The 22,214-nt window shown below is 41.5% G+C and carries 20 protein-coding genes and 2 pseudogenes; 15 read left to right on the plus strand and 7 right to left on the minus strand.

Translation table 11 applies throughout. From position 1 onward, the window contains the following. The first annotated feature begins 5 nt into the window (after nucleotides 1-5). The 12 genes and pseudogenes from CWM22_04130 to CWM22_04185 all read left to right on the plus strand — a co-directional run bounded on the left by CWM22_04130 (nucleotide 6) and on the right by CWM22_04185 (nucleotide 11,394). Nucleotides 6-380, plus strand: a complete 375-nt coding sequence (locus CWM22_04130; protein AUC91156.1) for a hypothetical protein — start codon at nucleotides 6-8, stop codon at nucleotides 378-380. Between the two features lie 26 nt (nucleotides 381-406). Beyond that, a complete protein-coding gene (locus CWM22_04135) occupies nucleotides 407-766 on the plus strand; it encodes a hypothetical protein (protein AUC91157.1) in 360 nt (119 codons plus the stop codon). A gap of 18 nt (nucleotides 767-784) precedes the next feature. Next, nucleotides 785-3,925, plus strand: coding sequence for a hypothetical protein (locus CWM22_04140; GenBank protein ID AUC91158.1), 3,141 nt, complete (start codon nucleotides 785-787; stop codon nucleotides 3,923-3,925). A 9-nt stretch (nucleotides 3,926-3,934) separates the two neighbouring features. Beyond that, nucleotides 3,935-4,285 (plus strand): hypothetical protein, encoded by a 351-nt coding sequence (locus CWM22_04145; protein AUC91159.1) that lies wholly within the window; start codon nucleotides 3,935-3,937, stop codon nucleotides 4,283-4,285. A 31-nt stretch (nucleotides 4,286-4,316) separates the two neighbouring features. Then, nucleotides 4,317-5,663: pseudogene (locus CWM22_04150) on the plus strand (hypothetical protein). Between the two features lie 1,185 nt (nucleotides 5,664-6,848). Then, nucleotides 6,849-8,522, plus strand: coding sequence for a hypothetical protein (locus CWM22_04155; protein ID AUC92838.1), 1,674 nt, complete (start codon nucleotides 6,849-6,851; stop codon nucleotides 8,520-8,522). A 14-nt stretch (nucleotides 8,523-8,536) separates the two neighbouring features. Next, the gene (locus CWM22_04160) at nucleotides 8,537-8,749 is read left to right on the plus strand and encodes a hypothetical protein (protein ID AUC91160.1); all 213 of its coding nucleotides are present in this window, start codon (nucleotides 8,537-8,539) and stop codon (nucleotides 8,747-8,749) included. Nucleotides 8,750-8,751: 2 nt separating this feature from the next. After that, on the plus strand, nucleotides 8,752-9,093 hold the full coding sequence (locus CWM22_04165) for a hypothetical protein (GenBank protein AUC91161.1): 342 nt from the start codon (nucleotides 8,752-8,754) through the stop codon (nucleotides 9,091-9,093). Between the two features lie 11 nt (nucleotides 9,094-9,104). Further along, nucleotides 9,105-9,404 (plus strand): hypothetical protein, encoded by a 300-nt coding sequence (locus CWM22_04170; GenBank protein AUC91162.1) that lies wholly within the window; start codon nucleotides 9,105-9,107, stop codon nucleotides 9,402-9,404. Between the two features lie 2 nt (nucleotides 9,405-9,406). Next, entirely contained in the window at nucleotides 9,407-9,745 is a 339-nt protein-coding gene (locus CWM22_04175) for a phage holin (GenBank protein AUC91163.1), read from the plus strand. Beyond that, complete coding sequence (locus CWM22_04180; GenBank protein AUC91164.1) at nucleotides 9,742-10,461, plus strand: cell wall hydrolase; 720 nt, start codon at nucleotides 9,742-9,744, stop codon at nucleotides 10,459-10,461. The genes CWM22_04175 and CWM22_04180 overlap by 4 nt, the downstream gene beginning before the upstream one ends. Before the next feature lie 417 nt (nucleotides 10,462-10,878). Beyond that, nucleotides 10,879-11,394 carry a hypothetical protein gene (locus CWM22_04185; GenBank protein ID AUC91165.1) on the plus strand — a complete coding sequence of 172 codons (516 nt, stop codon included), beginning with the start codon at nucleotides 10,879-10,881 and terminating at the stop codon, nucleotides 11,392-11,394. Nucleotides 11,395-11,829: 435 nt separating this feature from the next. Here the strand turns inward: CWM22_04185 and CWM22_04190 are convergent, their stop codons facing one another. From CWM22_04190 to CWM22_04205, 4 genes are all read right to left on the minus strand, one after another. Continuing rightward, nucleotides 11,830-13,044 (minus strand): voltage-gated chloride channel protein, encoded by a 1,215-nt coding sequence (locus CWM22_04190; GenBank protein ID AUC91166.1) that lies wholly within the window; start codon nucleotides 13,042-13,044, stop codon nucleotides 11,830-11,832. Then, nucleotides 13,037-13,312 carry a chorismate mutase gene (locus tag CWM22_04195; GenBank protein ID AUC91167.1) on the minus strand — a complete coding sequence of 92 codons (276 nt, stop codon included), beginning with the start codon at nucleotides 13,310-13,312 and terminating at the stop codon, nucleotides 13,037-13,039. Before CWM22_04195 ends, CWM22_04190 begins: the two co-directional genes overlap by 8 nt. An 81-nt stretch (nucleotides 13,313-13,393) precedes the next feature. After that, on the minus strand, nucleotides 13,394-13,663 hold the full coding sequence (locus CWM22_04200; GenBank protein ID AUC91168.1) for a 30S ribosomal protein S14: 270 nt from the start codon (nucleotides 13,661-13,663) through the stop codon (nucleotides 13,394-13,396). Nucleotides 13,664-13,802: 139 nt separating this feature from the next. Next, nucleotides 13,803-14,264, minus strand: a complete 462-nt coding sequence (locus tag CWM22_04205) for a flavodoxin (protein ID AUC91169.1) — start codon at nucleotides 14,262-14,264, stop codon at nucleotides 13,803-13,805. 94 nt (nucleotides 14,265-14,358) lie between these two features. Here CWM22_04205 and CWM22_04210 point away from each other — a divergent pair, with 94 nt between their 5' ends. Beyond that, the gene (locus CWM22_04210) at nucleotides 14,359-15,303 is read left to right on the plus strand and encodes a bifunctional oligoribonuclease/PAP phosphatase NrnA (GenBank protein ID AUC91170.1); all 945 of its coding nucleotides are present in this window, start codon (nucleotides 14,359-14,361) and stop codon (nucleotides 15,301-15,303) included. Next, a complete protein-coding gene (locus tag CWM22_04215) occupies nucleotides 15,290-16,318 on the plus strand; it encodes a thiamine biosynthesis protein ApbE (protein AUC91171.1) in 1,029 nt (342 codons plus the stop codon). The genes CWM22_04210 and CWM22_04215 overlap by 14 nt, the downstream gene beginning before the upstream one ends. A 20-nt stretch (nucleotides 16,319-16,338) precedes the next feature. Here CWM22_04215 and CWM22_04220 read toward each other — a convergent pair whose 3' ends face one another. Beyond that, on the minus strand, nucleotides 16,339-17,292 hold the full coding sequence (locus tag CWM22_04220; GenBank protein ID AUC91172.1) for an IS30 family transposase: 954 nt from the start codon (nucleotides 17,290-17,292) through the stop codon (nucleotides 16,339-16,341). Between the two features lie 389 nt (nucleotides 17,293-17,681). On the opposite strand from CWM22_04220, the gene CWM22_04225 reads away from it, so the two are divergent. Continuing rightward, nucleotides 17,682-17,924 carry a type B 50S ribosomal protein L31 gene (locus CWM22_04225; protein ID AUC91173.1) on the plus strand — a complete coding sequence of 81 codons (243 nt, stop codon included), beginning with the start codon at nucleotides 17,682-17,684 and terminating at the stop codon, nucleotides 17,922-17,924. 102 nt (nucleotides 17,925-18,026) lie between these two features. Here CWM22_04225 and CWM22_04230 read toward each other — a convergent pair. Further along, nucleotides 18,027-19,169 (minus strand): annotated as a pseudogene (locus CWM22_04230) (site-specific integrase). Between the two features lie 1,068 nt (nucleotides 19,170-20,237). Continuing rightward, on the minus strand, nucleotides 20,238-21,845 hold the full coding sequence (locus CWM22_04235) for a transposase (GenBank protein AUC92839.1): 1,608 nt from the start codon (nucleotides 21,843-21,845) through the stop codon (nucleotides 20,238-20,240). Between the last annotated feature and the right edge of the window lie 369 nt (nucleotides 21,846-22,214).

Here is a 22,214-nt window from a genome sequence, read left to right on the forward strand (position 1 = left end):
TATAAATGTCAACACGTAAACCATATATCGTTTGGACCGTCAAGGGAACAGACTATAAATTGCGTCTTAGCACTCGCCAAGCCTGTGAAGTTGAAGAAAAATTGGGTGTTAATTTGCTCAAAATCTTTATGCCCAAACCAGGCGAACAGTTCAATCTACCACCTTTGAAGGTCATGTTGTTGGTTGTTCAAGGCGCTTTGCAGAAGTTCCATCATGGTATTAAATTGGATGATGTCTATGACTTGTTCGATGCTTACATCGATGAAGGTTATGGACAAACTGAATTGATGACTGATATCATCGTACCATTGTTCGAAGTATCGGGTTTTATTCCTCGGAACAAGGAGAAGGAAGAACCGACGTTGACAGCAGTCGAGTAGGTTCTGGTCCTTGTTCGGTCGCAGAATTGATTAGCGGGTTTTATCCAACAGCATTAGATGCAGGGATAGACCCGTTTTCTTTTTGGGAATACACTCTTTTGGAATTAAAAGAGCTAGTTGAAAGTTACAACAGGCAACAATTCCAAAAGCAGAAGGAAATAGCTTCTCATCACTTTATTCAATCACAGATGATAGCTCGCTTTGTTTCTCTGATGTTTCAGGAAAAAGGTGAAGCGCCAGACATTTGGGAGTTCTATCCTACTTTGTTCGAAGAGGATAGGGCGCAGATTGAACAAGCTCGTATTGAGCGTGATTTGAAAATCCATCAGGAGCAGATGAGGGCTTACGCAGAAAGAATGAGAGGAAGGTTCACAACTTCCGAATAAGAAGGAAAGGAGGGAACGATGGCTGTTACGTTAGAAGAGTTGAGAGTTATTGTTGAAGGTGAGATAGCACCGTTTCAGAAGAAGATGAAGCAGTTAGAATCTCAGATGAAGCAGACTCAAAACAAAATTGAAAACAAGACAAAAGGCCTTAGAGAGCGTGTATGTCAACAAGCTGGTGGCATGGCGACTGCTTTGGGCAAACTTGCTAAGATTACCGCGTTAGCTTATCTAGGCAAGAAAATGTTAGACCTTGGTATGTATTCTACCCAGATGGCTCTTGAAGTCAGTGCTTCGGTCAATCAAATCAAACGACAGATGGGCGAAAGTTCCCAAGCATTTTTAAAATGGATTGATAACAATGCCAACGCTATGAACATGAGCGTAGGTGAAGCTACTAAGTATGGAGCGGTCTATTCCAACCTGTTTTCCAACTTTATCAAGGATTCTAACAAGCTGAGCGCTTATACAGGTAAGATGTTACAGACATCCGCTGTGATTGCGCAAGGTAGCGGACGGACCATGACCGATGTTATGGAGCGTATTCGTTCGGGCTTGTTGGGTAATACCGAAGCTATCGAAGACCTCGGAATAAATGTCAATGTTGCTATGATTGAATCAACCAACGCATTCAAACGTTTTGCGAATGGGCAATCTTGGCAACAATTAGACTACAACACCCAGCAACAAATCCGCTTGATGGCGATTTTGGAGCAAGCAACAGCTAAGTACGGAAATACCTTACAGCAGTCTGTAAACGGTCGTATTAGCATGTTCAAGTCGCTGTTAAGCGATGCAGCACTAAATATCGGTAATGCAATGTTGCCGATTATCAACGCTATGATGCCTGTACTTAATTCGTTTGCTATGGTCTTGAAAAATATCACTGCCAAGCTCGCTGAGTTTATTGGTTTGATGTTTAACAAAAAAGCCAATGTGAAGAATAGCGCAGTTGGAAACCTTGCTCAGGGTGCACAAAACGCAAACGATGCAGTAGGTGGTCTAGGCGACGCCATGGACGGTGTAGATGACGCATCTGGGGGTACCGCAGGTAATCTAGATGATACTGCTAAATCAGCTAAGAAGGCAGCAAAAGAGCTGATGGGATTAGCTGGTTTTGATGAGATTACCACTCTGAATCTAAACAAAGACGATGGTTCAGATGGAGCGGGTTCAGGCGGTGGTTCTGGAGGCGGAGGCAAGGGTAGTAAAGGTGGAGGCTCAGGAAGCGGAGCTGACATCTTGCCAGAAATAGAATTGACTGATATGGACAACCAGTTTAAGTCCATATTTGACGGATGGGATAAGACTCTACAACCTCTTTTTGATTACCTCTCAAAATTAAAAGACCTGTTTAAAGATGGCTTTAACATGTCGTTCAGAGCTGATAGTCTTGACCGCTTTAAAACTGCTCTAGCAGGTATCTGGCAATCGCTGAAAGATATTTTTGCAGACGGAACTGTTTTACAAGCAGCCGCAAGGTTTGGAGAGAAGCTAGCTTTTGCTTTAGGTCAAATCACTGGTGCTCTAGCCAACATCATCATGGGAATTGCGGTATTTATCGCCGAAAGCTTAAATAAATCACTAAACGACACCAAATTGGATATAAAAGGTTGGCTGATACGTCAGTTCGATATAGCAGGCGATGCAGTCGCAAGCATTGGAAATATCGCTCAAATGCTCGGTCAAACGTTTTATGACGTTTTTACAAGTGCAGCTGCGACAAATATCGGTGCAGATATTCTTTCAGCGATAACCTATGGGACAATGGGGATTGTTGAAGTTGGTTCAAAATTAGGTCGCGATATACTAAGCGGTATAGAACAATCGCTAGTTGATAACCAAGATAAAATAACTACCGCTTTAAACGGCTTGCTCTCTGCCCTTGAGCCTACTTTCGAATCTATCAAAAACCTATTCAAGAATGCGTTTGAGGGGTTGAGCACAACTTACGATGAGCATGTAAAACCATTCTACGATTCGTTCAATGAAGTTTTAAGTTCTATATTTGGAACTTTGCTAGATAGCTGGAATAATGATGTTCAACCAGTGTTGGATAGCATCGGCGAAAAGTTTGCTGATTTATTCGACAATCATATTCAACCGTTTATCGATAGTTTTCTATCCGCATACGGACAAATTACGGACGCCTTAAAGTTACTTTGGGATACCATTCTGGTACCGCTATTTGATTGGATAGCTGCGAACATTTTGCCTGTCCTTGTCCCGACATTCCAGACATTAGCTGACTGGTTTGTCCAAGCCTGGACTGTGGTTTTCGATGTTTTGGGAGCTGTTTCGAAAATCCTAGGCGGTATTATCGAGTTCCTGGTTGGTGTATTTACTGGCGATTGGGAAAAGGCTTGGAATGGGATTGTTCAGATTGCTAAAGGAATCTGGGAAATGCTGTCTTCTATCTTCAAGTTCGTTTGGGATGCCATTGTTTCTTTCTTAAAAGGTGTTTGGGATACCATCGTTGCTATACTGCAGGCTGGTTGGGATGCGATTGTGCGAATCTTCCAAGGTATAGGCCCGTGGTTCGGCGAACGTTGGAGAGATATCGAAAACATCTTCTCTAAAGTTGGTCAGTGGTTTGGTCAAAAGTTTTCTGACGCTTGGAACGGTATTACAAATGCATTTAGCAATGTAGCTGGTTTCTTTAAAGGAATATTCGATAGCATTGTGGGTTGGTTCACGGATATCGGTAGAGCAGTCGGAGATGCAGTTTCGGGTGCGTTTAAGTCCGGCATGAACGGTGCAATCGCAACAGTTGAAAATGTCGTCAACGGATTTATCGGATTGATAAACGGTGCAATCGGCTTAATCAACAAAATCCCTGGTGTCAATATTGGGCGCATCGGTTATGTCAATCTTCCACGCCTTGCCCGTGGTGGTATCGTGGATAGCCCAACTGTCGCCATGATTGGTGAAGCAGGTAAAGAGGTGGTTATGCCATTGGAAAATACAGGCTTCTTACAAACCATGGGCCGTGTTGTCGGCGGTGCAGTTGTTAATGCTTTGGGCGGAGGTCTACCGCAATCATCTGGTTTGCCAAATGGCGACATCGTTATTGTGATTGGAAGTAGAGAGTTTGGACGCTTTACTATTGACGAGATTAACAAAGCTCAAGCAGAAGCGGGACAGCTCTTGCTTAACATTTAGGAGGTAAACATGAGTCAATTGATTATCAATGGAGTTACAGTTGTACCTCCTAAATCTTTTCAAGTTTCAGTCAATGATGTGGATGGAGAAACCGGGCGAAACGCTAACGGCGACATGGTCAGGGACAGAATTACAACCAAGCGCAAATTGGAATGTGATTGGGGGATGTTGACCCAGGCTGAGATGGCGCAGATTCAAAACGCTGTTCAGCCTGTATTTTTTGAAGTGTCTTACCCAGACCCTATACTTGGGCAGACGTCCAAAACGTTTTATGTTGGCGATAGGACAGCGCCTGCATATTCCTTTACTGAAAAATTTAAACCCTGGAGCGGTTTAAAATTTAGTTTAATAGAGAGGTAAGGTGGTTCACACGGTAACATTTAACCAAGCTATGTTAGCTAAAGATAGGGTGTTTGCCATTCGTGCAGGCGCCTATACTTCTAGCGACATCAAAGAAGCCAGTTTTAATTATGGATATATCAGCGGTGATACTTTCAAACCTGGCGGAACAGTTGCTGGTTCGGCTAAATTGACCTTTACATCTATCATTACTACTTTTAACAAGTTGGATAAGATTTATCCAGAAATTGGGCTCTTGGTAGGCGATAGCTATGAATGGGTCGCCATGGGTGAGTATTTTGTCAATGACATCAGTATTGACCGCAACAGGAATACTACCGAATTGGACTTGATGGACGGCATGTTCAAGCTAAACCAGCCCTATGTTTCTGATTTGACTTATCCTGCGCAGATTCGGGATGTTATTCGTGAGATTTGTGTAAAGACAGGAATAGAGCTAGAGACGGACAATCTAGGTCTTAAAGCTATCCAGAGACATATCGAAGCGAAAGCAGATAAAAATGACATTACTTTCCGAGAAGTGTTAAGCCAAGCGATTCAGTTACTTGGCTTTTCTGCTTTTTTTAATCGACAAGGGAAGCTTGAAGTCCGTGGTCTGACAGAATCAAGAATCACTGTCACTGCTGATAATTATTTTTTGCATGGTTTGACCAAGAGTGAAATCCAATATCAGATTGCTGGTATTACTTGTAAGAAAGACAAGGAAACGCTGACAGTAGGCTTACGAACTGGACGTTCATTGGAGCTTGAAAATAGCTTCATGAACCAGAATCTATTGGATGAATTGTATTATGAGCTAAAAGACATCAAGTATTACCCGTTTTCGCTTGATTGGCAAGGGCATTTGAAGCTAGATGTCGGTCAATGGGTAACGCTCAAGACAAACAAAAACGAGACCTACAAAGTCCCTGTCCTGAGTCAATCTTTCAGTTTCAAGGGCGGTCTTAAGTCTAAGATTAGCGCAGACAGTAAGGCTGGGAATGATACTCAGTATGCTTATAAGGGATTTTTAGGCAAGCGCATCGAGCAAATGTCTACTGAGATCGAAGCAGAGGTCCAACAGCAACTGGAATATAAGGATAAGGAATTTGATGAAAAAATTAATAAAGTCAAATCCGAAATCAACGACGGTATCGAGCAGTCAAGGGCGGAGGCTGAGCGACATGCAGACAATATCAAGAGAAGTATTGATACTGAAATCGCCCAAGTCAACCAATCCATGCAAGCTCAATCTGAAGAACACGACAGACAGGTCGCGGACATCTTATCCAAGGCTCAATCTGTCGAATCACTTGCCAACCAAGCCAAGGCGGATGCTGCTAGTGCATTGGCTAGGGCTAACCAGGTCAAGACGGAGGCTATCGCAGATGCGAGAGCACAGGTTGCGACGGTCAGTCAAGCCTTAAACACTGCTAAGTCTGAGCTACAGACGGCAATCGCAAACGCCGACCAGAAGGCTAGAGATAGTCAAGCAAGTGCTACAGCCCTGCGCAATGACCTTAACTTGCAAGCTAGCAAGATTTTGGCACAAGCCCAAGCGCAGACGGCTTTGACCAATCGTGTGTCGACAGTCGAGACTTTGGCAGATGGTACGAGGTCAACAGTCGCAGAACTCTCTAAAACCGTTTCTAAGGCGACTGGAGACATCGCTAGTGTTACCAGTCGGACTAAGACCGTGGAAGACACCCTGAGCCAAACGAGGACCCAATATGAGGCTCTGACGCAGACTGTCAATACCCAGACAGGACAGATTGATAGTATCAATCGCAAAACCGCTGACTTGCAGAGCGGGATTGACGGAGTGACGGAGCGGTTTGAGAGTTTGAGGATAGAAGACAACCTTCTGCTCAATAGCTCTTTTAACGAAAACTTGAACCAATGGCAAGGAACTGGAGTGACTATAGTTGATGGTAAAGCGAGAATTATAGGAGAACTTAATAAAACCAAGTACATTTACCAAAGTATCAAGTCTCAGATAGCTAATGACGATGTTAGCCAAGTATACATAGCATCAATCTCAGTTAAGGTCACTAATTATGTGGCTGGTAGAAATCCATTTTTTGCGCTTTATATAGATGGCAGAAAGAACGACAGCCGAAATACGCAGTTTGGTGGAACATATTTGACAGCCAATCGTTTAGATGCGGTCAATAATAGAGGAATTGTGCAGTTTGCGACTACCTTTAGGATAAACGTACCTCGAAACCAGATAAAGCTTCTTGATTTCCGTATCTATGCAAGGGATTTCACAGGGGAAGTTGAGTTTGAAAAAGTGTCGCTCAGACGTGGAAATATTGATTTAGGTTGGCAGGCTTCTCCAGAAGACCTCCGCTCCGAAATCGCAACCTACAAGCGCACTGCTGAGGAATCCAGTGCAGAGTTGTCCCGTCAAATCCAAACAGTAGATGGAAAGGCAGTAGATGCTAAGACCTACGCTCAGCAGACAGCGACTGCAATCAAGACAAGGCTGGAGAGTTTAGAAATCTATAAGAATGCGGAAGGCACACGAGCTAGTCAGTATTTTACAGCTAGTCGAGATGAGACTGCTCGCCAAGTATCAGCTCTGCGTGTAGCTGTTACTCAAGACTATGTCGCTAAGTCGGTATTTGAAGAAACCGCTCGCGGAATTAGTCAGCGGTTTGAAAGTCTGTATGTAGGCGGTACCAATCTATTGACAGGCACTGATGAATACACCGAAATCTTTAACAGCGAACAAAGTCACGCAGAGTTTCTGCGAACACCTTATGACTTGGCCCCAGTTTTTGATAAGTATGGGCTGATTGAGTATACCTTAAGTTTTGACTTGAGAGCATCTCAAACGGGGCAAGTCGCTGTATACCAGCAAAATGGATCAGGTTCTAAATATTCGGGTCTATGGAAAAACTTGACTGTCACAACGGAGTGGCAAAGGTTCCATGTGACCTTTACTCCAACCGAGGGAGCAGTGAGTTTAGCAAATAGTTACTTAGCCTTTTATGGCACTTACGGCACGGGAGTAAAACCTATTATTCGTCGAGCAAAAATTGAACGCGGAGCGATTGCGACTGACTGGTCGCCCGCTCCTGAAGACCAACAATCCTACGCAGACACAAAAATCGCTGAATATAAGACCACGGTCGACGGGCGATTTGCGACCTTGCAATCTCAGAAGGCTAACCAAGTAGACTTGCAGACTGTACGTGAGACGGTCAATCTTTACGAGCGTATCATCGGCTCAACGGAAACTGGTATCAAAGACAAAGTCGCTCGTATGGTCATGACTGATAGTCTATTTCTAACCGAGGTCAAGGATAAGATTAGCGGTACAGCTACACAGGTTAGTCAGCTTAATAATTCGTACGCTATTAAAAATCTGACTAGTGCTGGTACAGTGCTTAACCAAATCAATTTACTGGCTAATGGTACTAATAGAATCGATGGTCGACTGACGCATATCACAGGTCAGACTTTGATTGATAATGGCGTAATCAAGAACGCTATGATTGGTGAGTTGGATGCTGGAAAGATTACGTCGGGTACAGTGGATGCTGCACGCATTAAAGCGAATAGTATCGACGGGTCAAAAATTGCATTCGATGAAGCTTTCTTCAACGGGTTATCCGCAAACCAAGCCTACCTGAAGAAATTGTTTGCCAAGGATGCGTTTTTGACAGCAGTGCAAGCTGTCACATTGTCGGCAAGTAAGATTTCAGGTGGAATTTTGACCGCGACCAACAAAGCTATGGAAGTCAATCTAAACGCTGGTCAAATCTTGTACTATACGGACCAAGCAGCTCTCAAGCGTGTTTTAAACGGCTATCCTACCCAGTTTGTCAAGTTCGCAACTGGTACGGTTACTGGAAAAGGAAATGCTGGAGTGACCGTAATAGGCTCCAACCGTTGGAATTCCGAGTCCTCGAATGATGGCGGATTTGTCGGAATTAGGGCTTGGAACGGTCCAAATATTGACCAAATCGACGTGGTTGGAGATACGGTCAGATTGGCAAGCTCAGCGTTTGAAGCAGCGGATGGATGGAATATCAATACCTTGCCTGGGAAATTAGACATCGATGCATTTAATGCTGATCACCGCGCTTCGTCCAAGATAAAAGTTGGGGATTTGTGGTTGTGGAAAAACGCTACGACATACTCGAGCATGAGAGATACCATAAATTTGATCATCGACAACTTACAGCTATTACACAACAATAAATCGACAGAGAGGGGTTATAGCTATACTCTACCAGCAAAAGTTTAGGAGGAAATATTTAAATGAACCAAGAACAACTGAATCAAGCACTCGCTTTGACAAACCAAGAACTAGCCAACCAATTGGCAGAAGAGAAGAACACTAAGAACTTGTTAGCTGTCCAGTTGACAGAAGCTCAGCAGACCATCGCAGGTCTGCAGGCAGAAATTACTGAGTTAACAAAGCAACTGGACGAAGCTACTAAACCAGCGGAAGAAATCATCGAAGGAGAATAATCATGACTGAAACTACTAACAATACTTTACTCGACTTATCAACTATTACAGAACCATTTGACCTTGCGACTGCATTGCAGTACATGAAGGAAAACGGGGAATTTATTCGCTGTAAAAATGCGACAAATGATTTTTATATGTACCGTGATGTCCAACGTCGACCAGGTATTGTCAACGGCCGTCGTCAATTCGTAGAAGTTGAAACTGTGTGGGCCTTTAATCAGTGGGGCGGAACTACAACGACAATCAACGTTGCTGATCTCTTCAATGAGGAGTTCTACATCATGCAGTTTGATGAAAACGGAAATCCAGATTGGACAGATCCGACATTGCCAAAAGAATAGGAGGAATTCTATTGCCAATCGAACACGCAGAACGAATAGCTCAAAGCCAAGTTGCTTGGGCTATTTTGTTTATTTTATTATTTGGGTTCGTCATCCGGTATCTGATTAAGACATCGGATAAGAGAGAAGCTAAGCTCATGGATTTCCATGAGCAAGCAAAGGAAGAAAGTAATAAGCGGGAGGACCGTTTGATGAATCACCTCGAGAAAACTACCGCAGAAATGGGGGCGATGGCTCGTGAAATCGGTGGCTTAAAAGGTGAAGTGTCATTAATGAGTGACCGCATCGAAAAAATCGAAAAAGGAGAATAAGTATGAATCAACTTACAGAAATTATTATAGGGTCTGCTACTGGTATATTAGCTATCGTTGCCGGTATGATTGTCCATGAGGTCAAAAAGTATCTGATTGCCAAGGGCGGTAAGCGAGCGGTCGAAATTACAGAGATTCTGGCACGGAACGCTGTTAATGCAGTTGAACAAATCGCCAAGCTAGACCAGGACAAGCATGTAGACAAGCTAGACATGGCTAAACGTCGCGTAACAGGTCAGCTTGCTAAATACAACATCTATATGACTGATACACAGTTAGAGACCTTTATCGAATCAGCAGTGAAGCAAATGAACGATGCGTGGAAGGAGACTGACAAATGACAACAGTAAATGAAGTCACCAACTTCGCCAAAGACCTTGCCAACCGTGGTCAAGGCGTAGACTATGATGGTTGGTACGGCAAGCAGTGTGTAGACCTACCTAACTGGATTTGTGGAAAATATTTCGGCAAGGCTCTGTGGGGCAATGCCATTGATTTGATAAAGTCAGCCAAGCAACACGGATTTGAGGTGCATTATATGCCTACCTCTGAGAGTCCGCGTCCGGGAGCTATTTTCGTCAAAAACTACTGGGCAGGTGACGGTATCAACTATGGGCATACAGGTTTGATTATCGGTGTTAGCGGCAATACCGTCCAAACAATCGAGCAAAACTTGGTAGGTAATTTGTCGGTCGGTGGTCCTGCTCAATATGCTAGCCAGCAAATCAGCAACCTTGTCGGCTGGTTTTATCCACCTTACAGCGACTCTACTGCAGTGGCAACACAGTCAAGCAGTGGCAATCTCGGTAAGGTCAAAGACGAGAAGGGGACAATGACCGTTAAAGTATCTTTGCTCAATGTCCGAGACAAGCCTGGTCTAGACGGTAAAGTTGTGGCAACGTACACGAATGGCGAGCAGTTTAATTATGATTCGGTCTATATTGCCGATGGATACATTTGGGTATCGTATGTTAGCCGTAGCGGTGTACGTCGCTATGTAGCAGCAGGCGAGGAGTCAAATCGGCGCAATGTCGTACCTTATGGTACGTTTAAATAGTTTTTCAACCCAGCGGTCTGCTGGGCTTTTTTTGTTTGCTGAAATAGAATGGAACCGCACATTAATTCGCACATGGAATTTGCTTGGAAAATAGACAAACGCAGTCGTATCAATGGTTTGCATGATTTCTATTCGCACATGGAAAATAAATATACCTTGTGCATTATTGTCAAAATAGCCATTTTGTCAATGATGGTTGCGAAGATTTTTCTTGACAAAATATAGGGATGTGTGGAATAATAATTGTGAACAGAAACGGTTTAAACACCTCCTTTCTATGTTCCGACATCGCTTGTCGTTAAACCCATGCCTTGTGGCAATGAGGGGGCGGAGGGACGCGCTCGTTAACAGAAGTATCCCATTGGAAATGCGTCCTGCCAATATCCCGTTGGTAGGATTTTTTTGTGGTAGGTGTAGATGAAGAGTAAGAGATTGAAACTTGGTCAAATTGATTTACAAATGTGTAAAGATTTTGATATTATCCAAGCTATGGATTATGATTTTCAAAGTAAGAAAATCTTGAATAAAGGTCGTGGTTTTGCGATTGTTTTGGTGCAAATCCAAGAATTGACTTTCCTTATTCCCCTGCGTAGTTATATGCCAAAAAGGTATCAGTTAAAGTATAAATTGCGCCCGTCAAACAGGGTAGGGTATGTCGAAGGATTGGATTTAGGGAAATCTCTTATTTTGGAAGATAAGAAATATCTTTTGAATACTAACTTTCGATTGCGAGAGGTGACAGACTACTATAAGTTGATGGATAACGATAAAATGATTATCAATAAACTTATTAAAGTTATTGTTGATTTTAATAAAGCTGTATCGGATAAGGATATTCACAAACTAACAGACCCTAAACGTTTTAAGTTTTCAACCTTTGTCAATTACAAAGAGCGTCTGAAAACTATTTCTGAGAAAGATTATTTAAAATAGTGATAGCGAGGTCAGAAAGGCTCCTGACGCACTCGAGAGAGTACCTGAGATGTTGGATACGCCACCCAACCGCTATCATTGTATTTCAGAACCCCTCAGCGTTTGCTGGGGGCTTTTTTTGTTACCCGAATTTCAAAAAAATAGCGTTTTTTCAAAATTTGATAGAAAAATACTTACTTTTATCTCGGACGTTTTTAAAAATTGCCGTTTTTGCGGACATAATAAAAGGCCTTGTCCAGAGGTCTTGAGAAGTTGATTTATGGAGTGTTTTTTTAGTGCGTCTGCCCCAAATTCGCCCCAAAAGTTTTAAAAAATGAGTATAGATAGGTCAAAAATATAACAAAAATAGCTAAAATCAGCGTATTTTTTAAAACATACAACAACGTGTTTTGCTATAAAATTCCTGCAGGGGAGATGGAGAGTATACGAAAAAGCCTAGATGATAGGCTTTTTTGCGTTATTGAATTTCCTCAACTGCTGTCCATAAATAGTCTGTTTTCTGTTTATAAGATAAGCTATGGCAAGTACAGGAATAGCATAGGGCAGGATATTAGCGCCGAATACTTCATAACTAATGAAGAGAGGAGCCAGTATGGTATTGGTGGCTGTTCCAAATACGGCACAATACCCAAGGGCTGCAACAAGTTCAGTTGGTAGACTTAGTAATCCTGCTAAAACAGCCCCAGAACTTGCTCCAATCGCAAAGAGCGGAGTAACTTCGCCCCCTTGAAAACCTGCAGCCAAACAAAGACAGGTTAGTAGGAGTTTTAGTAGCCAATCGAAAGCAAACACCTGTTCCCCAGCTAAACTGGCATCAATCAAATTGGTTCCTAGACCAGTATAACGACCTTGATGGAAGAAAAATAGTAGAACGGTCAGTCCAACTCCCATGATAGCTATTTTAATGTAAGGATTTGGAAGCCATCGAGTTGAGATGCTTTTTGCTTGCGCCAGAAACCAAGCAAATAAATTGCCGATGAAACCGAAGCAAAGGGCAATAAATAGCCATTTGAAACTATCTGTAAACTGGAATGAAAAAGATGAAATAGTGTGCGAAAATTTCTCCAATCCCAGTAAATGGGAAGTAGTAGAAGCTGTGAAAGCGGCAACTAGACAATAGGGGAGACTAGTCCAAGAATATTGGCCAACGATTAAAACCTCAATGGCAAAGAAACCAGCAGCCAATGGTGTTTGAAATAACCCTGCAAAACCTGCGGCCATACCAATCTTTGTTATCATATCTTTGGGCAAATGTGTGAAACCATGTTTTTGTAACCAGTGTGAGAGACTGGCTCCAAGTTGGACAGCTACACCTTCGCGACCAACGGAAGCACCGACAAGATGACTGAGCCAAGTTGTAGAGACGATGAGTGGAATGAGAACTGGAGAAATTTGCACTAGCTCCCCTTGTCCAGCTTTGAAGACTAAGCCCATACCTGCTTGGACTTCCCTTCCCCATTTTTGATAAATGAAAACAATCAACACACCTGCAAGTGGCAGAAAGGGGATGAGATATGTAAAATATTCAGATCGTAACTCTCCAACCCCTAGTAGAATTTTCCCAAAAAGTGTGGTGATAATTCCTGCACCGACTCCAATTAAGCAAGAAAAGAAAAGGAGTTGGATGGCATGTTTCATTTTATTACTCATGATTTGCTAACTTGGAAGATTGATATGCTCTTGATTGGGCCATCATATCACTAAAGGTCGCTTGAATAGCAGAGCGGTAATCATCCTTTTGGACTAATTTTCCAACTCTTTCAAGGACAGCATTTTCTCGGCTGGTATCCAAAACAGGCTTACCTGTTGCTCGTTTATAGGCTGTAACTTGGTCGACCAACTCCATTCGTTTTTCAAGTAGTTCAACCAATTGGCTATCAATCGTGTTAATCTGTTCGCGGATGCAATCCAAATTCATCTTATAAACCTCCGTATATTGTTTCAGTTGTTTTTTAGTATAGCAAAAAACAAGGCAGAATACTAGCCTTGTTTGAGGAAGTTACCAACTTGCTTTTTTTACCCCAGGAAGTTGACCAAGATGGGCTAATTCACGGAAGGTAATCCGACTCACACCGAATTTTCGCATATAGGCATGCGGACGGCCATCAGTCCTGTCGCGGTATTTCAGTCGATTTGGATTTGAGTCGCGAGGCAATTTTCGAAGTGCTTGATAGTCACCTTTTTCTTTGAGACTTTTACGTAAATCCGCATAGCGCTCGATTAACTCCAACTGTCTCTGATAGCGTGCCATTTTTGATTTTTTAGCCATAAAATTCTCCTTTTTAAAAAAACTTAACCAGTTAATCATACATCAAAACTATTAAGATTGCAAGCAATAGTTGTACAATCTTAATAAAAGGCTAAAAGAAAACAGACTAGACCTATTGATAAGCCAGTCTGTCTGTCAGTTAATTCATTGTATCTAGTTTAGCAACAAGGTCTGTCGCGAATTGCTCAAGGTTAACAATATCCTCATCTTCAGCGGCAAGGTCTACCTTAACATTTTCGGCACCCTTAGTTGCACCACGTGAACCAAACATGACATCAAAGTCATCTACTGCACTACAGAAGTCATCATAGAAGGTATCGCCAGAACCACAAACACCGTAGACCTTACCAGTCAAATCTAAGTCAGCTAGGTCAGCATAGAAATCAACAATTTCATCTGGAAGCTCACCGTCTCCACCATAAGAATAGGTGTAGCTGGCTACCACGATGAGATCTGCATCCAAGATTTCTTCAGTTTCAATAGTCGTACATTCGTGAACCTGTACTTCCAAACCTAACTCTTCTAGCTTACTGGCGACGATGTCAGCAATTTCTTCTGTGTTACCAGTCATACTAGCGTAAACTATTTTTGCTAGTGCCATAATTTCCTCCAAATTACATAGTAATTCCATTATACCATACTCCCATCATTTTCAAAAGGGGAAGTTTATGCTAAAATGATGAAAAGGAGTTGCTATGACAATTTACAGTAAAATTATTGAAAAAATTCGCGAATACGACACAATCATCATTCATCGTCACCAACGACCAGATCCGGATGCCATTGGCAGCCAGGTTGGTTTGCAAAAGCTCTTGCAGAAGAATTTTCCTGAAAAAACCATCAAGGTAACTGGTTTCAATGAGTCGAATCTTGCCTGGATGGCAGAAATGGATCGGGTTTCCGACCAAGATTATCAAGGGGCCTTGGTTATCGTAACAGATACTGCCAATACCGCCCGTGTGGATGATGACCGCTACACTCAGGGTGATTTCCTGATTAAAATCGACCACCATCCAAATGAAGAGCCTTACGGCGACCTGCTCTGGGTCAATACAGAGGCTAGCTCATGCAGTGAAATGATTGCAGAATTGGCCCTTCAAAGTCAATTGGAATTGGACGGAGAAACTGCTCGTCTGCTATATGCTGGTATTGTTGGCGATACGGGACGTTTTCTTTATCCGGCGACTAGCTCACGCACTTTTGAAATTGTTGCCCGACTTCGTCAGGAAGATTTTGACTTTGCAAGGATGTCCCGCCAGATGGATACCATTGATTTCAAGATTGCCAAGCTGACAGGTTACGTTTACGACAACTTGGAAGTCGATGAGCACGGTGCGGCACGGGTCATTTTGACTCAGGATATCCTCAAAAAATACGGGGTGACCGATGCGGATACATCCTTTATCGTTGGGGCTCCAGGACGGATTGGCACTGTACAATCTTGGGGAATTTTTGTGGAACAAACTGACGGAAATTACAGGGTTCGTTTACGCAGCAAGTACATTCCGATAAACGAGATTGCCAAGCGCCACGATGGCGGTGGCCACCCACTAGCCAGCGGTGCTAACTCTTATTCTCTTTCCGAAAATGAGCAAATCTATCAAGAAATTCAAGAGGTCGTGAGGAATGCAAGTAAGTAGTCGCTCCCTTCGTCTAATGGGAACCATCATAGAAACTAAAATATGGCATCCAGATGCAGAACCAATTTTAGATCAGGTCGAAGAATTGCTCTATCTCTACAAGGATCGATTTTCTGCCAATGACTTAACCTCTGAATTGATGGAGGTCAACCTCAATGCGGGTGTTCAGGCGGTTCCTGTTGCCGATGACCTGTATGAATTGATTAAACTGGGCAAAGAACACAGTCTGGCACAGGGATCTTTTCTGAATATTACTATCGGTCCCCTTGTGCAAAGCTGGCGGATTGGATTTAGCGATGCCAAACTTCCAACTCAAGAAATGATCAGTGAAAAACTCCAGCTCATCAATCCAAGGGACATCGAATTAGATGATGAGGAGCAGGCAGTCTATTTGAAAAAAGAAGGTATGGCCATTGATCTGGGTGCTCTTGCTAAAGGATATGTAGCAGATAAGATTGTCGACTTCTTGAAAAGAATAGGTGTGGAGGCTGGATTGATTAACTTGGGAGGCAATGTCTTAACTTTCGGTCAGGCTCCGCATAATCCAGATGGCTATTGGCGAATTGGGATTCAGGATCCACAGAAAACACGGGGTGAGAATGCCCTCGTCCTCAAAATAGGAGAAGAATCAGCAGTTACCTCTGGTATTTACGAAAGAACCCTTACCGTGAATGGAAAGACCTATCATCATATTTTGAGTCCCGAGACCGGCTATCCAATCGAGTCGCAGCTGGCTAGTTTGACCATTGTGTCCAAACAATCTGTTGACGGTGAGATTTGGACGACTCGACTGTTTGGTCAAGAAATAACTCGGATTTATAAGATGGCAGAAGAAACGGATGGTATCGAAGCAGTTCTGATTGGGCTGGATGGCAGGATTCTAGTGACCTCAGGGCTTTCTGAGAAAGTTCTTGCTGGTAAAGAAAGAATTTCTGATAGCTTGGGCAGTCCTTCAAGAGGGGGATTTGGCGCCAGAGTAACTTCTGACCTTGCTTCGGGTGCTTCCGTACTATAACCCCAAATTTCAAGTTGAAGTTAGCCACCCAAAAGAAATTCACTTGGCGACTTGTAGTCCAAGCATTTTTTAGGGTAGTTGTTAATCCAATTTTCGATAAAAGCTACTTCTTTCGGAGTCGTTTTCTTGGTTCCTTTAGGTAACCATCTCCGAATCAATCGATTATGGTTTTCATTTGAACCTCTTTCCCATGAAGAGTAGGGATGTGCATAGTAGATATGTTCCTCAGGAAATACCTCAGACAATCGTTTGAACTCCGAACCATTATCTGCAGTTATTGATAAAATATGATACTCAGCCAATAGTAACCTAAGTGCCTGATTGACAGCTTCAGCAGTTTTACTTGGAATTAATCTTATGATTTGGTGTCTACTTCGTCGGTCGGTTAAGACTAAAAGACACTGATTTTTCGCTCTGGTTAGTAGAACTGTATCAATTTCATAATGACCGTTTTCCAATCGAAGATTGATGACCTCTGGTCGCTCTTCGATTGATTTACCAGCTGGCTTAAAGTTCGGACTAGCTTGCTTCTTGCCACCTTTCCCTTTTCTAGGATAAAGCATGTCCGATTTCTTCAATCCTAAATGACCATTATGAAACCAATAGTAGATGGTTGAAATACCTACTTTCACTTGCTTCTTCTTCACTATCATTTCAGGTGAAAATTTTTGCTTATGATAGTGTAAAATCTTCTCTTTCATTTCTTTCGTTAGGATTATCTTTTTAACCGACCGTTTTCGATTGGAATGGTAAACAGTTTGTGCATAATCAGCAGAATAAACTTTTTTGTAGACCCCTTTTCGCACTTGTTGTAAGGTTGTCCCACGCTTGATTTCATTATGAATCGTTTGAGGCGCCTTTCCTAACAAGCCTGCAATTTCACGATTTGACTTATTTTCAAGTTTCCACCGCTCAATCAAGCGACGGTTATCTATTGTCAAATGTTTCCCTTTTGGGGTATAATGTCCTTGCATCTCTGTGCCTTTCCTTGTGTTTGTGGTGAACAACAAGTATAGCACAGAGGTGTTTTCTTATACCTTAAATCACATTTCATTTGACACCAGGCACCCTTGAAGCTGTTTTTTCAGCTAAACCAAGGCTATGATTAGCCTTGGGCAACTAGCCTAACAGCTTCAAGCCTGTTATCAAATGAAATCATCAACTTACTCAAACATAGTGAAACATCTAATTCTTGACTAAGGTAAGGTGGCTAACTTCATTATAGAACTTTCGCCGTACTATAACTTGAAAAAAATATTAAAAAAATAGGTAAAAAGACTTGCCATAAGAACAAACTTTTGGTAAACTTAAATGGTTATAATCTATGGCTCGGAAAGAGTCCATGGCAGAAAGGAATTTTAAAATGAAAAAAGATATCCATCCAGAATATCGCACTGTTGTCTTCATGGACACAACTACTGGCTACAAGTTCCTTAGCGGTTCAACTAAGAAATCTAACGAAACAGTTGAATTCGAAGGTGAAACTTACCCATTGATCCGTGTGGAAATTTCATCAGACTCACACCCATTCTATACTGGACGTCAAAAGTTCACTCAAGCAGATGGACGTGTGGATCGCTTCAACAAAAAATACGGTCTCAAATAATCAGCGTTATAAAAACCGTTAGAAACGTTGATTTTAAGCCATTCCCGAGCCGTGGGAGTGGTTTTCTTTTTGAAAAAGTAACGAAAAAAGTAACGGCTGGCGTTACATTCCCAAAAATTGGGCAAACTTTTCAGCCGTTTTTTCTTTTGTATTTTCCGTAACATGAGCGTAAATATTCATAGTTGTTTTAATATCTTCATGCCCTAATCTTTCTTGTACTTCCTTAATCGATGCCCCAGCTTCAAATAATAAGCTACAATGAGTATGGCGGAAACCGTGGGGCGTTATATAAGGCAAGTCATATTTTTTCAGAATACAACGTAGATTATAGTTTATATAATCAAAACTATGGGCGTTGCCTGTTTCTGCTGGAAAAACTAGGTCAGTTGATTTCACGCGCTGGGGGAAGTTTAAAAATTGTCTAGTCTTTTCCCACTTTTTCAGAATAGACACGGTAATAGGGTCAAGCGTGATAGTGCGCTTACTCTTTTTTGTTTTGGGTGTTTGATAGACGATACTGTTATTTTCTCCGTAGGCTACTATTTGGCTAACTGATAAACGTGAGGTAAAGAAGTCTAAGTCTTTCCACCGTAGGACAAGAACTTCGCTTTTTCTCATACCTGTAAAGGCGAGTAAGCGGAAAATACAAGCTATTTCTTCCTTGTCTTCCTTTGCTACGCAGTCTAGGAACTTTTGCAAGTCTTCACGGCTGTAGAAGTTTTCTTTTTCTTTTCTTCTTCATCGACTTCAAAGGATTTACGGGGCTTTATTATCTTCTTCATGGGGTTATCATGAATATAGCCCAGATTTACCGCAAAATCTAAAACCATCTTAGTCATACCGATAAAGTTAGCGTATTTCTTGTAGCCTTTAAACCATTCTTGCGCCTGTTTTTGGCACATTGGTAGGCTTATTTTATCCACGTAGCACGCGCCAAATGCTGGAATGATGTGTAGGTCTGCTTGTGCCTTTTGTTTGGCGTATGTATTAGCCTTTACGGTGTTTTTATAGTGTTCCAGCCATATCTTACAGACTTCCTCAAAGGTTATTCTATCTGGCTTGTCAAAAAAATCCGTCTTGCTCCACTTTTAGAAGTAGCTGGCTTTCAGCTATTCGGGCTTCTTTTTGAGTTTTAAAACCGCTCTTTTTTACGCGCTTTTCTTTGCCTGTAAGTGGGTCTATACCTACATACGCAATATAAGAGTATCTAACAGAGCCGTCTTTTAGTTGATATTGTTTAATCATTTGTTTATTCCTCCTATTGGTTTTCCCACCTAATCGAAAGAATAAAATAGTATGCGCGTGTTTATAAGTGGTTTCTAATAGTGTTGCTAAGAATGAAAAAAGTGCCTAGCAAAACTAGACACCTCACGCAAATATACACCCTCGGGCGTTATAAATGCTTTCTCCGTTTATCTAGTTTATAGTATTTGGGATTAAATATCAATCATAAAAATATGGTTGCTTACACGTTGCCATGTGTAAGCGGGGAGAATTTGACAACAAAATAAACTATCTGATAAGATATACAAGCCCCCTGAATTTACTGAAGGGAGGTGATTTAGTTGCTAGAACTTATCCTCACAAGTATTCTAGCGCCGTTATTGGTTAATATCTTGACTGAAGTAGTTAAGTATTATTTAGACGATAACGACGACTAACCCCAAACAGGGGCAAACAAAAACCCTCAACGCTGGCACGTTGGGGGCTTTTTTGATTTAGTGCTAGAATTGTCCTCACAACAATTCTTTACACTATGATTATACCCCCATTATAGGTTATATGTCAATCAATTTGTATATTTCCACGCGCCGACCTGCTGGGGTTGGCGCTTTTCCGTAACATCGCAGAATAACAATAAAAGGCAGAATAAAAACTATTCCACCTTTTTGTAATGACAAAATTAAAAAAGCCCTTAACTGTTGGCTGGCATACCACACAGGCAGCTTACGACAATACGCAGACACAAACAGAATTACAAGTAGCTTTTTCTGTGCTTAATATAGTAATTATTTAAAGAATAGCTGAAACCCTTGATACGTATTTTATGATTTGTGCACTAGTAATACTCTTTGAAAATCAAAATTATCCGTTGTCAACTTACCTTGAGGAACTCCAGTTCTATCTTCGACTTCGTTTCCTAGGCTACTTTTGATTTTCGTTGAGTATAAATCGTATCCCCTCAGATGTAACTAGATTTTTAGTTTCAATGAGAGATGATTTCTGCTATAATCCCGTCTTTGACAGTTTTACAAGACAAAAACCTCCCTAACCCTATGCATATCAAGGGTTTAGCGAGGTTTTCTTTTTATATCAAAAATGCGTACTTTTTCTCGATTTTGACGATTGTAAAATTTTTTTCATCTTTTTTTCGCTTAGAATTTGATAATCACTTCTGAATCCAAATGTCTGATGCAGCTGGTCAGTAATAGCCGTCCGAGTGTAGTTAGGTAGATAACCAAAACCAGGCAGATACTTAAAGGTGTATGAACGTAAGGTTTCAATGAGTTCAGTACATGTGAATTGCTTCTGAACCGCCAGCTCTAAGTAACGATAGAGTATAAGAGCAAGAAAGCAAGTTGTAAAGTGAGCAGAAATGCGATCTTCTCGACTTAAATAAACTGGTCTAGCTTTCAATTCATGCTTCATAATACGGAAACATTCTTCAATTTCCCATCTTCTCTGATTAATGGAAACAATGGTCTCAATCGTATCGTCTAAGTTTGTTGTTACCGCATAAATTCCATCAAATCTAGCTTCAGAAACAATTCGTTCTTCATCCAACTCAATAAACGTTTTCTCAGCTATTTCTCCATCCCTTGTTGTCTCTGTTACTTTTAGGAAACGCTTAGGATCTGTAGATTGTTTCTTCTTGTAGTCAGCTGGTTTTCCAATCCATTTTGAGGCACGTTGAATCTGGCGTTCGCGTATCTTTCTTTGGTAATCTCTGTATTTAGCTGAGAAGGTTACAATCAATCGTTGGTCTTCTAGCCCATCTTGTGGTAAGGGGCATTCTTTGTAAAAGACTTGTCTATAGAGAAAGTCTTGATTACTTTCATCTAGTGCAGAAATATCATAGAATGTCTCGGACTTATCTCCCATCAACCGCCAACCTGTAGAAGCTGTAGCCCAGTCTTTGTCTTCTTTCTTTAACTTTTTGATAGATTGAGTTGTGACAAAGGCTCTCCCGCTGATATTATTGTAGCGTTTGTTTCCAATAGAAGATAGTCCAGCATCTGTACAGACCACAAATTGAGCTTTTTCAAAATCCTTGATAATCTTCTTCTCCAAAGGTTTCATAGTCGTTTGTTCATTCGTATTACCAGGTGTGACGGAGAAAGCTAATGGAATTCCTTGAGAATCCATAAACAGCCCCATTTGAACGATTGGATTCGGTCGATGTTCCTTAGAATAGCCATATTGTCTCAGTTGCCCCTCCTCATCTTCTTCCTCAATTTCGAAATAGAAATTTGTACAGTCGTAATAGAGGACATCAGTTTTACGAGAGGAAAGTGCAGTTGAGTTTTTATAGAGTTGTTCTTGAATAAAGTCAGTTTCTTTGGCAATAATTTCTAATCCTCGGTAGAGGTGCTGGAGTTCCAGAGTTTTAGGTTCTAGGAGAGTTTGTGAAAAATGAGCAGTAGACCGTTTAGAGGATGGGAATAGGATTCTGCCGTAGAGGAGACGAGAAAGAATGGTATCTAAGTGAAAACTAAAGTGATACCTCTTCTGAATATCTTGACAGATTTTATCCAATCCCAACTGATAATAGATATTCTGTAGAAATAAATATCCCCCATGATATTCATTTCGTTGATTTTGTTTCAACTGTTTATTCTCATGAAGTTTGACTAATATTTCTTGTTTATCTTCTTTATCAAGTTCGGTTAACTCTTTAGCCCGCAATTTTGCCCATTCCATTGGTTCCATTTCGGGATGTAGCTGTTGAAGAGTTTCATGATTGCCGAGATTTTCGACAATGGTTGATGTCCGTTTGTTTCCGACCTTGATATCTTTGATAATGGCATAGTTGATAGTATTTTTAGATACTGATTTTTTAACTCTCATGGATTCGCACCTCACTCTATTATACCACAGTACGAGAAAGTACGCAATAAAAATGTGCGAGAATTTGACAAAAAAATAGCGTCACATCAACGTTTGTGACACTTTTGGTGGTTTCAAACCGTCAAACTCCCGGCTACTTTTGATTTTCGTTGAGTATAAATCGTATCCCCTCAGATGTAACTAGATTTTTAGTTTCAATGAGAGATGATTTCTGCTATAATG

It is taken from the genome of Streptococcus suis (assembly GCA_002831545.1).
Taxonomy (GTDB): domain Bacteria; phylum Bacillota; class Bacilli; order Lactobacillales; family Streptococcaceae; genus Streptococcus; species Streptococcus suis_P.